At 71.6% G+C, this 13,857-nt stretch carries 13 protein-coding genes; 8 read left to right on the top strand and 5 right to left on the bottom strand.

All coding sequences use genetic code 11. The annotated features are described in order from the left end of the window. Positions 1-389 precede the first annotated feature (389 nt). Together serS and IE241_RS21190 are read left to right on the top strand one after the other, a co-directional pair. Positions 390-1,667 (top strand): serine--tRNA ligase, encoded by a 1,278-nt coding sequence (serS, locus tag IE241_RS21195; protein ID WP_190023373.1) that lies wholly within the window; start codon positions 390-392, stop codon positions 1,665-1,667. Then, positions 1,664-2,482 carry an HAD family hydrolase gene (locus IE241_RS21190; RefSeq protein WP_190023372.1) on the top strand — a complete coding sequence of 273 codons (819 nt, stop codon included), beginning with the start codon at positions 1,664-1,666 and terminating at the stop codon, positions 2,480-2,482. The genes serS and IE241_RS21190 overlap by 4 nt, the downstream gene beginning before the upstream one ends. On the opposite strand, the gene IE241_RS21185 is transcribed toward IE241_RS21190, so the two are convergent. Then, the gene (locus tag IE241_RS21185) at positions 2,454-3,149 is read right to left on the bottom strand and encodes a rhomboid-like protein (RefSeq protein ID WP_229899622.1); all 696 of its coding nucleotides are present in this window, start codon (positions 3,147-3,149) and stop codon (positions 2,454-2,456) included. The genes IE241_RS21190 and IE241_RS21185 overlap by 29 nt on opposite strands. 182 nt (positions 3,150-3,331) lie before the next feature. On the opposite strand from IE241_RS21185, the gene IE241_RS21180 reads away from it, so the two are divergent. From IE241_RS21180 to IE241_RS21170, 3 genes are all read left to right on the top strand, one after another. Then, positions 3,332-4,042, top strand: a complete 711-nt coding sequence (locus IE241_RS21180) for a FadR/GntR family transcriptional regulator (protein ID WP_190023371.1) — start codon at positions 3,332-3,334, stop codon at positions 4,040-4,042. A gap of 92 nt (positions 4,043-4,134) precedes the next feature. Further along, positions 4,135-5,409 carry a CynX/NimT family MFS transporter gene (locus tag IE241_RS21175; protein ID WP_190023370.1) on the top strand — a complete coding sequence of 425 codons (1,275 nt, stop codon included), beginning with the start codon at positions 4,135-4,137 and terminating at the stop codon, positions 5,407-5,409. A gap of 62 nt (positions 5,410-5,471) precedes the next feature. After that, entirely contained in the window at positions 5,472-6,419 is a 948-nt protein-coding gene (locus tag IE241_RS21170) for an aminoglycoside phosphotransferase family protein (protein ID WP_190023369.1), read from the top strand. Positions 6,420-6,457: 38 nt separating this feature from the next. On the opposite strand, the gene IE241_RS21165 is transcribed toward IE241_RS21170, so the two are convergent. The 4 genes from IE241_RS21165 to IE241_RS21150 are packed head-to-tail and all read right to left on the bottom strand — an operon-like array spanning position 6,458 to position 10,003. Then, positions 6,458-7,177 (bottom strand): ABC transporter permease subunit, encoded by a 720-nt coding sequence (locus IE241_RS21165; protein WP_190023368.1) that lies wholly within the window; start codon positions 7,175-7,177, stop codon positions 6,458-6,460. A gap of 15 nt (positions 7,178-7,192) precedes the next feature. Beyond that, positions 7,193-8,104 (bottom strand): ABC transporter ATP-binding protein, encoded by a 912-nt coding sequence (locus IE241_RS21160; RefSeq protein WP_190023367.1) that lies wholly within the window; start codon positions 8,102-8,104, stop codon positions 7,193-7,195. Continuing rightward, positions 8,101-9,000, bottom strand: coding sequence for an ABC transporter permease subunit (locus IE241_RS21155; RefSeq protein WP_190023366.1), 900 nt, complete (start codon positions 8,998-9,000; stop codon positions 8,101-8,103). Before IE241_RS21155 ends, IE241_RS21160 begins: the two co-directional genes overlap by 4 nt. Then, entirely contained in the window at positions 8,990-10,003 is a 1,014-nt protein-coding gene (locus tag IE241_RS21150) for an ABC transporter ATP-binding protein (RefSeq protein WP_190023365.1), read from the bottom strand. The genes IE241_RS21155 and IE241_RS21150 overlap by 11 nt, the downstream gene beginning before the upstream one ends. Before the next feature lie 282 nt (positions 10,004-10,285). Here IE241_RS21150 and IE241_RS21145 point away from each other — a divergent pair, with 282 nt between their 5' ends. Genes IE241_RS21145 through IE241_RS21135 form a run of 3 tightly spaced genes read left to right on the top strand, consistent with a single transcriptional unit; the run spans position 10,286 to position 13,850 of the window. After that, a complete protein-coding gene (locus IE241_RS21145) occupies positions 10,286-11,134 on the top strand; it encodes a M24 family metallopeptidase (RefSeq protein ID WP_190023364.1) in 849 nt (282 codons plus the stop codon). Further along, positions 11,131-12,915, top strand: a complete 1,785-nt coding sequence (locus IE241_RS21140; RefSeq protein ID WP_190023363.1) for an SDR family oxidoreductase — start codon at positions 11,131-11,133, stop codon at positions 12,913-12,915. Before IE241_RS21145 ends, IE241_RS21140 begins: the two co-directional genes overlap by 4 nt. Before the next feature lie 20 nt (positions 12,916-12,935). Then, positions 12,936-13,850, top strand: coding sequence for a metal-dependent hydrolase (locus IE241_RS21135; protein WP_190023362.1), 915 nt, complete (start codon positions 12,936-12,938; stop codon positions 13,848-13,850). The last annotated feature ends 7 nt before the right edge of the window (positions 13,851-13,857 follow it).

Raw genomic sequence — 13,857 nt, 5'->3', positions numbered from 1 at the left:
GCAATACCACCCGAATGAGTGGCCGAGCGAGGTTTGACCAAGGAATACACGGCGCAGGACAGAAGCGGACGGAACGTTCGATTCCGGCGTCCACAGATTTCACGCACAGCCTGTGGATAAAGAAAGCGGAGGAATGCCCTCCTGTGGACAAGGAGCGGACCAACTCCCGCCGCCCACAAGCGGATCGGCGCCCGCGCCACCGCTATGCCCCCTTTTCGGCAAAAGCGCAGCCATTCCCCAGGCGTCCACCCGGGCGGCTTTTCGCCGCGTTCCCGATCACCCGCCGACGTGATTATGCGCAGCCTTTTTCAACCGCCCAAAATGGGGCAAAACATCACCAAGAGGAATATGCCGTCGAGTGATCGCGTCCGCAACGGTAGCCTGGAGGGGTGATTGACCTTCGCCTGCTTCGTGAGGACCCCGACCGTGTGCGCGCCTCCCAGCGTGCCCGTGGAGAGGATGTCGACGTCGTCGACGCACTGCTCTCCGCCGACGAACGGCGCAGGTCGTCCAGCGTCCGCTTCGACGAACTCCGCTCCGAGCAGAAGGCGCTCGGCAAGCTCATCCCCAAGGCCGCCGGCGACGAGAAGACCGCGCTGCTGAAGAAGGCCGGCGAGCTGTCCGCCGCCGTCAAGGCCGCCGACGCCGAGCAGGACGAGGCCGCCGCCGAGGCGCAGCGCCTGCTGCTGCAGATCGGCAATCTGGTCCACCCCGACGTGCCGCGCGGCGGCGAGGACGACTTCGTCGTCCTGGACACCGTCGGCACCCCGCGCGACTTCGCCGCCGAGGGCTTCGAGCCCAAGGACCACCTGGAGCTCGGCCAGCTGCTCGGCGCGATCGACGTCGAGCGCGGCGCCAAGGTCTCCGGCTCGCGCTTCTACTACCTGACGGGCGTCGGCGCCCTGCTGGAGCTCGCGCTCGTCAACGCCGCCATCGCCCAGGCCACGGCCGCCGGCTTCACCCCGATGCTGACGCCCGCGCTGGTCAAGCCGCGTGCCATGGAGGGCACGGGCTTCCTCGGCCAGGCCGCGCAGGACGTCTACCACCTGGAGAAGGACGACTTCTACCTGGTGGGTACGTCCGAGGTGCCGCTCGCGGCGTACCACATGGACGAGATCGTCGAGGCCTCGCAGCTCCCGCTGCGCTACGCCGGCTTCTCCCCGTGCTTCCGCCGCGAGGCCGGCACGTACGGCAAGGACACCCGGGGCATCTTCCGCGTCCACCAGTTCGACAAGGTCGAGATGTTCTCGTACGTCGCGCCGGAGGACGCCGAGGCCGAGCACGCGCGCCTGCTGGAGTGGGAGAAGCAGTGGCTGAACAGCCTCGAGCTGCCCTACCAGGTGATCGACGTCGCCACGGGTGACCTGGGCGCCTCCGCCTCGCGCAAGTTCGACTGCGAGGCGTGGATCCCCACCCAGGGCAAGTACCGCGAGCTCACCTCGACCTCCAACTGCGACGAGTTCCAGTCGCGGCGGCTGTCCATCCGCCTGCGCGACGGCAAGACCGTCAAGCCGCTGGCCACCCTCAACGGCACGCTGTGCGCGGTGCCGCGCACGATCGTGGCGCTGCTGGAGAACCACCAGCAGGCCGACGGCTCGGTGCGCGTGCCCGAGGTGCTCCGTCCGTACCTGGGCGGGCGAGAGGTGCTGGAGCCCGTCTCCAAGTGAATGACGGCGCCGCCTCCGGGCTTCCCTACCGTCTCGTCGCGACCGACCTCGACGGCACCCTGCTGCGCTCCGACGAAACCGTCTCGGAGCGCACCCGGGCCGCTCTGAAGCTGGCCACGGAGGCGGGTGCCGCGCACATCGTCGTGACCGGGCGGGCCGTGCCGTGGGCGCGCCACATCCTGCAGGAGCTGGACTACCAGGGCCTGGCGGTGTGTGCGCAGGGCGCGCAGGTCTACCACGCGGGCGAGCACCGGCTGCTGACGTCGGTGACGCTGGACCGGCGGCTCGCCGGGCTGGCCATCGCCAAGATCGAGGCCGAGACCGGTCCGCTGCACCTCGCCGCGGGCCGTGACGGCCTCGACGGCGAGGTGCTCGTCACCCCCGGCTACCGCATCCAGGAGGGCCCGCTGCCGGCCGTCCCGGCCCGCGACCGCGACGATCTCCTGGCCGAGCCGCTGAACAAGCTCTACCTGCAGCACCCGGAGCTCGACGACGACGCCCTGGCCGAGGCCGCGCTGGCGGCCGCGGGCGACCTCGTCGGTGTGACGATGGCGGGTGCGGGCATCGTCGAGCTGCTCCCGCTGGGGCTGAGCAAGGCCACCGGCCTGTCCCTGGCCGCGCGCCGGCTCGGGATGAAGCCCGCCGACACGATCGCCTTCGGTGACATGCCCAACGACATACCGATGTTCGGCTGGGCGGCCCACGGCGTGGCCATGGCCAACGCCCATCCGGAGCTGCGGGCCGTCGCCGACGAGGTCACCGGGTCGAACGAGGACGACGGGATCGCTACGGTCCTGGAGCGTCTCTTCGGCTGACCGGTCCCGGCGTCACGGCCGCGGCCGCCCGGCGCAGGGCTTCGGGCACGCGCGCGAAGTCCCATGCGGGGCGGCCGTGGGTGAACTGCCGGAAGCCCAGGCCGATGGCCACGGCTATTGCGTGCCCCACGTCCGTGAAGGTGCCTCCCGTGAGGAGCGGGAGGGCGAAGAAGAGCAGCACTCCGGCGAGACAGGCCCACCGCCACGGCCGCGGTATCCGGTAGGTGAGGATCCCGGCGGCGGCCGCGAGCCCGTAGGAGACGCCGATGTCGACGACTCTCTTCATCGATCGCGGCAGCGAGTGGTCCTCTATGGACAGCTGCACGATCTCCTGGCTGATGAGCGTCGCCGCGACGTGCGCGAAGCCGACGGTGAAGAGCCACCGGGCGGTGCCGATCCAGCGCTCCACGTTCGCGTGCAGCACCTCGAAGAGCGCGGCGTAGAGCAGGAACGACGAGGGGTTCTCGATCCAGAACCCGCTGATCAGAAGTGACTGCAGCGGGTGCTTGGTGAGCTGGTGGATGTTGCTGCTGGTGCGGTGCAGCAGGAACGTCTCCAGGTCCTGGCTTGCCGCGGCGATGACGAGGCTGGTGATGCCGATGACGAGCAGCCATATGTGCGTGCCCGGCGAGGAGCGGATCCAGGAGCGGGTGCCGGACCGGGCCAGGGAAGCGGCGCGGGCGGCGACGGCCGGCCACCGGCCGGGCGTGCCGGAGCCGCGGCGCTCGTCCCGTCCACGCACCCTTCGACGGTAGCCGTCCGGCGCCCTGGCCGCCCGCTCCCCGCAGTTGTAGGATGACTGGGCAATCGGGTGAATGATGGACGGCCTGGGCCGGGACCGGAGGACGAATGGCACTGCGGGCAGCGGGACGGCAGTCCCTCGTGGACACCGTCGTGGAGCAGTTGCGCGCCCAGGTCACGGCAGGCGAGTGGAAGATCGGCAGCCGCATCCCGACCGAGCACGCGCTCGCCGAGCAGCTCCAGGTCGGCCGCAACACGGTCCGTGAGGCCGTCCGCGTGCTCGTGCACGCCGGCATGCTCCGCTCGCGGCAGGGCGAGGGCACCTTCGTGGTCTCCATGGCCGACCCGGCCGAGATCATGCGCGGCGTGCAGCGCGCGGGAGTGCGCGACGTCCTGGAGCTGCGCATCGCGCTGGAGGCCGAGGCCGCGCGCCTGGCGGCCCTGCGCCACGAGCCCGCCGACCTCGCCCGGATGAAGGCCGCCCTGGAGGCCCAGACGGCGTTCGAGGACCCCGAGGGCCAGCCGGACTCCGGCAACCTGGAGCTCTACGCCGACCACGACGTCGAGTTCCACCGCGCCGTCGTGGAGGCCGCGCACAACAGCGCGCTGACCGCGACCTACGCCTGGTTCAGCAGCTCCGTCCGCGAGGCGCTGGTCACCGCGCTCGGCGACCGCGACATGCCGCGCATCATCCACGGCGACCACCACGCCCTCATGGACGCCATCGCCTCCGGCGACCCCGAGGCCGCCGCGCAGGCCGCCCGGGCCCTCCTGGAGCGCCCGAAGCAGGCAGTGGAGAGCCTCCTCGCCGAGGACTGACCCGCGCCCGCACGGCCCCTCATCTCGGCTCAACTCATAGCCCCGCATCTCACCGCACGTCACCTCACCGAGCGTCCCTGGAAAGGCACCCCATGTCGGAAACGAGGCCGGACACACTCGACCCCCTGATAGACGCGGAAGAGAACCTGGCTCCCGCGCCGCCGGTGGCCGCCGCGCGCCGGACCCTGCGCGCCCACCCCGCGCTCGTCATGACCGGCATCGTCCTCGCCTCGCTCAACATGCGGGCCGCGCTCGCCGGTGTCTCGCCCCTCATCGGCGAGATCGGTGACCACTTCCACCTGGCGGCCGCGGCGAGCAGCCTCGTCACCACGATCCCCCTGGTCTTCATGGGCCTGGGCTCGATCATCGCGCCGAAGCTCGCGCGGCGCTGGGGCACGGAGACCGTCCTGTGCGGTGCGCTCCTGCTGCTGTGCGGCGGCATCCTGCTGCGCATCGCGCCCCCCGTCGTCGCCCTCTTCGTCGGCTGCGCGCTCGTCGGCACGGCGATCGCCCTGCTCAACGTTCTGATGCCCGGTCTGGTGAAGCGGGACTTCCCCGACCGCGCCGCGAGCATGACCGCGCTCTACTCGACCACGCTGATCCTCGGCGCCACCGGTTCGGCCGCCCTGTCCGTACCCCTGGAGAAGGCTCTGGGCGGCTGGCAGGGCTCCCTGGCCTCCTGGGCGCTGCTCGCCGCCGTGGCGGCCGTCGTATGGGTCCCGCAGGCCGTCATCGCGCGGCGCGGCACCCGGCACGGCCAGGCGGCCGCCGCCCCCGTACAGGCGGAGCAGAGCGGGCCGAAGCTGACGCGCTCGCCCCTCGCCTGGCAGGTCACGCTGATGATGGGCACCCAGTCGCTGATCGCCTACGTGTGCATCGCCTGGATGCCGACGGTGTTCACCGACCACGGCATGAGCAAGAGCCAGGCCGGCATGGTCTACGCCTTCTACACGCTGGTGCAGATGGCCGGTTCGTTCGTCGTGCCCATGGTCGCCGGGCGGATGCGCGACCAGCGCGTGCTCGGCGCCGGCGTGGTCGTCCTCATGGCCGCCGGGGTCACCGGCCTGCTGACCGCTCCCGTGGAGGGCGCGTGGGTCTGGGCGACGCTGATGGGTGTCGCCCAGGGCGGCCTGCTCGGCCTCGCTCTGACGCTGATGGTGCTGCGCACGCGCGACGCCCACACCGCGTCCCGCCTGTCGGGCATGGCGCAGACGTGGGGTTACCTGCTCGCCTCCGTCGGCCCGTTCGCGATCGGTGCGGTCCACCAGGCGACCGACAGCTGGACGCTTCCGGTCGCCCTGTTGCTCGTGGCCTGTGCGGCGCTGCTGCTTCTCGCGATGGGGGCCGGGCGCGATCGGAAGATCTGAGACGTTGGGTGGGCAGGAGGCCCTTCGGGGCCTCCCCACCCGTCGTGAGGAGACCGTCGCCCATGCACGCCGCTCACCGCATCACCATCCCGGCGGAACTCGCCGGCTTCCACGAGGATTTCGACGGGGAGGCGGGCCGCTCCTGGATCGCGGCGCTGCCGGAGCTGGCCGCCCGGTTCCTCGGCCGCTGGGGCCTGCGGATCGACGGGCCGGCCTCGCACGGCATGGTCGCCCTCGTCCTGCCCGTGCTGCGGGAGGACGGCGCCCCGGCGGCGCTCAAGCTCCAGCCCGTCACCGATGAGAGCGCCGGGGAGCCGGTCGCGCTGCGGGCCTGGGACGGCGACGGGGCGGTCACGCTCCTCGACCACGACGAGGCGACCGGCACGATGCTGCTGGAACGGTTGGATGCAAACCGTTCACTCTTGTCCATACGCGATGCAGAGGCGTCGCTGCAGACACTCTCCGAGCTGCTGGCGCGGCTGCTGACGGCCCCCGTGCCCGCCGGACTGCGGCCCCTCGCAGATATCGCGGGGGCCATGCTGAAGGACGTGCCCGCGGCCCTGCCGGAGCTGCGGGACGCCTCGGAGCGGCGGCTGGTGGAGACATGCGCTGCGGCCGTACGGGAGGTCATCGGCGAGCCCGGCCACCAGCTGCTGCACTGGGACCTCCACTACGCCAACGTCCTCGCCCCCGTGCCGGGCTCCGCGCGCGAGCCCTGGCTCGCGATCGACCCCAAGCCGCTCGTCGGCGACCCCGGCTTCGAACTGCTGCCCGCCCTGCACGACCGGTGGGACGACATCACCGCGACCGGCGACGTGGAGCGGGCGGTGCTGCGCCGCTTCGACCTGATGACCGACGTGCTGGGCCTGGACCGGCGACAGGCGGCCCGCTGGACGCTGGGCAGGGTGCTGCAGAACGCCCTGTGGGACGTCGAGGACGGCGAGGACGCACTCGCGCCCGAGCAGGTGGAGATCGCCCGGGCGCTGCAGCGGTATGTCATACGGGGATGAGGTTCACTCCTCTCCCCGCGGGCTCGTGCGGGGAGAGGTCACTCCTCCCCGGCGAGCGTCAGGGAGCGCAGCTTCTGGCCCGCGAACCACGTCGCCGCCACCGTCACCCCGGCGAGCAGGACCAGGGCCGTCGGAAGGCCCACATCCGAGGAGACGGCGCCCTCCGCACCGATGCGCTGGGCGAGGGCGAGCGACCACTGCTGGACGCTCAGGGTGCGCGCGCCGGGGACGAGGCTGCCGAAGAGCGACTCCCACACCAGGGCGTAGACCAGGCCGGCCACGACGGCGTGCCGGGTGAGGGTGCCCATCAGCAGGAACACCGCGCTGTAGGCGACGGAGGCGACGGCCGCGGCGACGGCGTAGGCGACCGCGATCTGCTGGCTGTTGCCGTTGAGCACGAAGCCGGCGATGAGCGTGGGGACGGCCGAGAAGACGACGGTCACGGCGATCGCGACGACCAGCTTGGTGAAGATGATCGTGGGGCGTTTGACGGGCTTGGACAGCAGGTAGACCACGGAGCCGTCGTCGATCTCCGGACCGATCGCGCCGGTTCCGGCGACGACGCCGATCAGCGGGACCATGGTGGCCAGCGCGAAGCCGCCCAGGACGCTGCCCGCGGTGCCGTCGTCGGCGCCGACGAGGATCCGGATCACGACGGAGACGGCGATCAGGAGAGCGGGCAGCCCGAAGAGGATGAAGGCACGGCGGCGGCCCAGGAGGCCCCGGTAGGTGAGCCGTGCGACGGTGGCGTTGTACATGGCGCTGGGCTCCTTTCAGGCCGCGACGAGGTACGAGAAGACCGATTCCAGGGACTCGTCCGAGGGCGAGACCGTCAGGAGCCGGATGCCGTGCTCCCGGGCGACCCGGGGCAGCAGGGCGGTGAAGCGCCCGAAGTCGACCGCCTGGATGCGCAGGGCGCCCTCCTCGACATCCACTTCGATGCCGGCCGTCGACGGGTCGGCGATCAGGGCGGCGGCGAGCGCGCGGTCGTCGCTGGAGCGGACGAGATAGCGGTGCGGGCGGTCGGTCATCAGCCGGCGGATCTTGCGGAAGTCGCCGGAGGCGGCGTGCCGGCCCGCGACGACGACCTCGATGTGGGTGGCCAGCTGCTCGACCTCCTCCAGGATGTGCGAGGAGAAGAGCACGGTGCGGCCCTCTGCGCCCATCCTGCGCAGGAGCTCCATCAGCTGCATGCGCTGGCGCGGGTCCATGCCGTTGAAGGGCTCGTCCAGCAGCAGGACGGAGGGTTCGTGGACGAGCGCGGAGGCCATCTTCACGCGCTGCCGCATGCCCTTGCTGTACGTGCTGATCGCACGGTCCTGGGCGTACTCCATCTCGACGGTGGCGAGCGCCCGCTGCGCCTCGGCGGCGCCGAGTCCGTGCAGTTCGGCGTTGGCGCGGACGAACTCCAGGCCGGTGAGGAAGTCGTACATCGCCTCGCGCTCGGGGACGATGCCGATGTGGCGATAGATCTGCTCGTTGCGCCAGATGGGCACGCCGTCGAGGGTGACGGTGCCGGTGGAGGGGGCGAGGAAGCCGCCCATCATGTTGATGAGGGTGGACTTGCCGGCGCCGTTGGGTCCGAGGAGGCCGGTGACGCCGGGGCCGACGGTCATGGAGACGTCGTTGACGGCGACGACGTTGCCGAACCAGCGGGAGACGTTGTCGATACGGATCGAGGTCACAGCCCGACCTTTCGGTAGCGGCGCATCAGCACCCCGTAGGAGCCGGCGATCAGGGCGGCGAGGACGAGCAGGTAGACCACGCCCGCCGCGGTGCTCGGCCCGTGGCCGTCGGGGAAGGCGGAGGTCGCGGAGAGGAACGCCGTCTGCACGCCGTCGATGAGGGTGATGGGCGAGAAGAGGCCCATCCAGCCGATCGCGTCGATGCTGTCGCGCTGCAGGGCGATGTTCTGGACGGTGCTGACCACGCCGTAGGAGATGGTCAGCACGGCGATGACGGCGGCGACGCCGAAGCCGCGGCGCGGGGTGAGCGCGGCGACCACCAGGCCGATGCCGGCGAAGAGCAGGGACAGCAGTGCCACGGAGACCAGTCCTTGTGCGAACCCCTTGGTCTGCTCCGCGAAGTCGAGTTTGGCGAGCAGGGCGCCGACGTAAAGGATCAGCAGGGGCGTTGCGGTGAGGATGAACAGGGCGGAGACCATCGCGGCGAACTTGGCGGCCACGTAGTCGACTCGTTCGATGGGGCGCGAGAAGTACAGGGGCACGGTCCTGAAGCGCAGGTCGCGCGAGACGGACTGCGGGGCCTGTGCCGCGACGTAGAGGCCGATGACGACCTGCATGATGATCGCGTAGCGCGTGTACTCCACCGGCAGCTTGTTGAGCTTGGTGGCGACCGCGACGGCCACCATGATCGCTGCGGGCAGGCACATCACACCGAACAGGATCATCGGCAGCACCTTGGACTTCGCCGACCGGCCGAGGCCGTACGCGCCGCGCAGGCTCTGCGAGAAGAGCGAGCGGCGGGCGTAGGAGCGGCCGAGGCGGGCGCCGGAGTAGTTGCGGTAGCCGATGTTGTGGATGACGTCCTGCGCGGGCGCGGAGGCGGTCTCAGGCGGCATCGGTGCTGCCCCTTTCGTGTGCGCTTTCGTGTGCGCTCTGGAAGACCTCCGCGATGCGGTGGCGGCGCTGCTCCATGCGGATGAGGCCGAGGCCCAGGCCGGCGACCGCGTCGCGCACGGCGTCGTAGGTGTCGTCGCCGGTGACGTCCACGAGGAGGACGTGGCCGGATCCGGCCGCCGCGAACTCGGCTGTCCGGCCGACGGGCTGGACGGCGAGGCCGGCCGCGGTGAGCGCGGCGGCGAGGGCCGCCGTGCCGTCCGGGTGGGCGTCGGAGTCCGTGACCTCGACCGCGAGGGAGGCCGTGGCCTGGGTGAAGTCGCTGGTGGAGGAGGAGCGCAGCAGTTTGCCGCCGTCGATGACGACGACGTGGTCGCAGGTGCGCTCCAGCTCGCCGAGCAGGTGTGAGGTGACCAGGACCGAAATGCCGAAGTCGGTGTGGATGCGGCGGATCAGGCCGAGCATCTCGTCACGGCCCACGGGGTCGAGGCCGTTGGTGGGCTCGTCCAGGAGGACCAGCCGGGGGTCGTGGACCAGGGCCTGGGCCAGCTTGACCCGCTGCTTCATGCCCGTCGAGTAACCGCCCATGGGGCGGTAGCGCTCCTCGTAGAGGCCTACGTGGCGCAGCGTGTCGGCGGTGCGCTCGCGGGCGGCGGTGACGGGCAGGCCGGACATCCGCGCCATGTGGACGACGAACTCGGTGGCCGACACGTCGGGCGGCAGGCAGTCGTGCTCGGGCATGTACCCGACCTGCTCGCGGATGGCGGCGCCCTCGGTCGCGACGTCGAGGCCGAGCACGCTGGCGCGGCCCTCGGTGGCGGGGGACAGCCCGAGCAGGATCTTGATCAGCGTGGACTTGCCGGCTCCGTTGGCGCCCACCAGGCCGGTCACGCCCGGCGTGATGTCGACGGACAGCCGGTCAAGAGCGGTCACCCGGGGGAACCGCTTGCTGAGGCTTTCGGTAGCGATCACAGTCACACCTTCGAAGGTAGTGGTGCGTGCCACACCAGGCGTCAGACCTGACGGCTGGTTCCGTGTAGTCCTCGGGTCTGACGTGCCCGTAGGGGAACAGTCCGCAGGGAGGGGTGGGCCGGGCGGGGCCCTGTGGAGGGCGCGGGGCTGGTGTGGGCCGAGGTGCGGGCGGGGTGCGGGTTAGCACGCGGGGCGGCGAAGAGGTTTTCCACAGGCCGTGCACGACTCTTGACGCAGCCGCCGGGCATTGTCACATTCGTCAGTGTCAAGTTACGGACGCGTACCGGAGTCGGCTCACGGGACGGACGAATGGCCATGACCTCAGCAGTGCCTCGGGAACTCACCGGCGAGTTGCGGGGCTTCAGGGAAGTCCAGCGGCTGGCCTACGACTGCGCGGAGGCGGTGGCCGCACAGCTGGGGCCGGGCGTCACCGAGCGCGAGGCGGCCCGGATGCAGCGGGAGTGGCTGCGGCGTCGAGGCGTGCGGGACTGGTTCCATCTGCCCTTCGCCTGGTTCGGGGACCGCACGGCGTTCGCGGGCTTCCGGGTGCCGCTGCAGTTCTTCCCGACCGGCCGGCGGCTGGAGGCGGGGATGCCCTTCATCCTCGACATGGCCCCGGTCCACCGGGGCTTCACGGCCGACATCGGCTACTCCGGCTGCCTGGGCCCGAATCCGCTGCACGACCGCCTGATGGCCGATCTCGCGGAGCACCGGGAGCTGATCCTGCGCGAGGTGCGCGAGCGCCGCCCCCTGCGCGAGATCTACGAGGACGTGGACCGGCTCATGGTGCGCCAGGGCCATGCCAACCGGCACCGTGCCTATCCGTTCGGGGTGATCGCGCACAAGGTGGGCCGGGTCAGGGAGCGCCGCTGGTCGCCGCATGTGTTCGGGTTCGGCACCCAGGCCCTCAAGGGGCTCGCCTCCGACGCCCTCCACGGGCACCGGGAGGGCTGGTCGCCGTTGTGGAGCCCGTACCGGTTCTCCGACCACCCACCCCGGCCGGGCCTGTGGGCGGTCGAGCCCCACCTCGGTTTCCGGGGGACGGGCGCGAAGTTCGAGGAGCTCCTGGTGGTCACCGACTCCCGGGATCCCGAGGAGAGCGCGTTCTGGCTGGACGACGATCTGCCGCATGTGCGGCGCACGCAGGAGGAGAGGGCCGCATGAGCGAGAACGCCGGTAACGGCGCGGGACTCAAGGGCGCGCGGGAGCGCCGGGTCCGTACGGGCGGGGTCGAGCTGTGTGTGGCGGAGCTGGGCGATGCCTCGCTGCCCACGGTGGTGCTCGTGCACGGCTATCCGGACAGCAAGGAGGTCTGGTCCGAGGTCGCCGAGCGGCTGCGCGACCGCTTCCACGTCGTGTTGTACGACGTGCGCGGCCACGGCCGCTCCACGGCGCCGAAGCCGCTGCGCGGGGGCTTCACCCTGGAGAAGCTGACGGACGACTTCCTGGCCGTCGCGGACGCGGTGAGCCCGGACGCCCCGGTGCACCTGGTCGGGCACGACTGGGGTTCGGTGCAGGCGTGGGAGTTCGCCACCGTCGCCCGCACCGAGGGGCGCATCGCCTCCTTCACGTCCATCTCCGGCCCCTCCCTCGACCACATGGCGATGTGGTTCCGCAAGCGCGCGGGGCGGCCCACCCCGCGGCGGGTGGCCCAGATGCTGGGCCAGAGCGCCCGGTCCTGGTACGTGTATGCGCTGCACACCCCCGGGCTGCCGGAGGCCGCCTGGCGCGGACCGCTGGGCAAGCAGTGGCCCAAGCTGATCGCGCGCCTGGAGAAGCTCCCGCTGTCGGGCTATCCGACGCCCTCCCTGCCGTCGGACGCCGCCCACGGCGCCTGGCTCTACCGCGACAACATCCGTGCCCGGCTGCGCCGCCCGCGCACCGATGCCTACGCCCACGCGCCCGTGCAGCTGATCACCCCCACCGGTGACGCCTATCTCTCCGAGCGGCTCTACGACGACCTGGAGCAGTGGGCCCCCGGCCTGGTGCGGCGCAACCTGGCCGCCAAGCACTGGGTGCCGCGCACCCGGCCCGATCAAGTGGCCGCATGGATCGCCGAGTTCGCGCTGGCCCGGCAGGAGGGCCCGCGGGCGGCGGAGACGGCTCCCGCCAGCCCGTACGCACGCTGGTTCGCCGGCCGGCTGGTGCTGGTGACCGGGGCGGCCAGCGGCATCGGCCGGGCCACCGCGTTCGCGTTCGCCGAGGCGGGCGCCCGGGTCGTCGCCGTGGACCGGGATCCGGGCGGCGTGGTCCGTACGGCCGAGATGGCCCGGCTGGTCGGCGCCCCCGAGGCCTGGGGCGAGTGCACCGACGTCTCGGACGAGGCGGCGATGGAGAAGCTCGCCGCGAAGGTCGCCGCCGAGTACGGCGTGGTGGACGTGCTGGTCAACAACGCCGGGATCGCGGTCGCCGGGTCCTTCATGGACACCCCGGCGGAGGACTGGCGCAAGGTGCTCGACGTCAATCTGTGGGGTGTCATCCACGGCTGCCGCCTCTTCGGCAAGCAGATGGCCGAGCGCGGCCAGGGCGGCCACATCGTCAACACCGCGTCCGCCGCGGCCTTCCAGCCCTCCCGGTCCCTCCCCGCGTACAGCACGTCCAAGGCGGCGGTGCTGATGCTGAGCGAGTGCCTGCGCGCCGAGCTGGCCGGGCAGGGCATCGGCGTCTCCGCCATCTGCCCCGGCATCGTCAACACCGCGATCACCGGCGCCGCGCGCTTCGCCGGGGCCTCCGAGGAGGAGCAGCAGCGCCTGCGCACCAAGGCGGGCCGGGCCTACGGCCGGCGCAACTACCCGCCGGAGAAGGTCGCCGAGGCCGTCCTGCGGGCGGTGGTGCGCAACCAGGCCGTCGTGCCGGTCACCCCCGAGGCCCACGGCCTCCGCTTCATGTCCCGCTTCGCACCCTGGGCCCAGCGGGCCCTCGCCAGGATCGAGCCGCCGCTGTAGCGGACGGCGGAGGAGCAGAAATGACCGACGGCTACGCGGGCGGGCACACGATAGCCCCCCGCCGCGTCTCCTTCGAGTGGGACGCGACACCACTGCACTGGATACCCGACGAGCCCACCGCCACCCACGTCATCAACGTCCTGCACCTGCTGCTGCCCGCGGGGGAGCGGTGGTTCGTCAAGGTGTTCAAGGAGGCCCTGCCGCTGGTCCGGGACCCGGCGCTGCTCAAGGACGTCAAGGGGTTCATGGGCCAGGAGGCCACGCACAGCGTCCAGCACGCGTACGTGCTCGGCCACCTCGCCGCGCAGGGCCTGGACACCACCCCGTACACCCGCCACGTCGACTACCTCTTCGACGTCCTGCTCGGTGAGAAGCCTCCGTTCGGCCTGCCGGTGACGGCACAGGAGTGGCTGCGCTTCCGCCTCTCGCTGATCGCCGCCATAGAGCAGTTCACGGCCGTGCTCGGCAACTGGGTGCTGGAGGCGGAAGGACTGGACCGGGCCGTGCCCGACCCGGTGATGCTGGACCTGCTGCGCTGGCACGGCGCGGAGGAGGTCGAACACCGCGCGGTCGCCTTCGACATGTACGAGCACTGCGGCGGGGACGAGCCCGGGCGCTATGCCCGCCGCGCCCTCGGCATGGCCGTGACGGCGCCGGTGCTGTTCCACCTGTGGGGCCGGGGAGCCCGGTATCTGATACGCAACGACCCGCGGCTCGTGAGACGGATGCGCTATTCGCTGCGCGAGCACAACCGGGCCGTGGAGAAGGGTCTGCTGCCCAGCTGGCGTGAGCTCGGCGCGGCAGTGCCCCGCTACCTCCGGCGGTCGTACCATCCCTCGAAGGAGGGGTCGCTGCGCAGGGCCGTTGACTATCTGGCGACCTCACCCGCGGCACGGACCGCGGCGGGCGCGATAGGCCGCGCGGCCCTCTCGTAAGGAGCGA

Origin of the sequence: Streptomyces hiroshimensis (assembly GCF_014650335.1) — a bacterium.
In the GTDB taxonomy this organism is placed as follows: domain Bacteria; phylum Actinomycetota; class Actinomycetes; order Streptomycetales; family Streptomycetaceae; genus Streptomyces; species Streptomyces hiroshimensis.
Note: the sequence above shows the minus strand (reverse complement) of the source record. Positions and strands in the feature narration are given on the sequence as shown.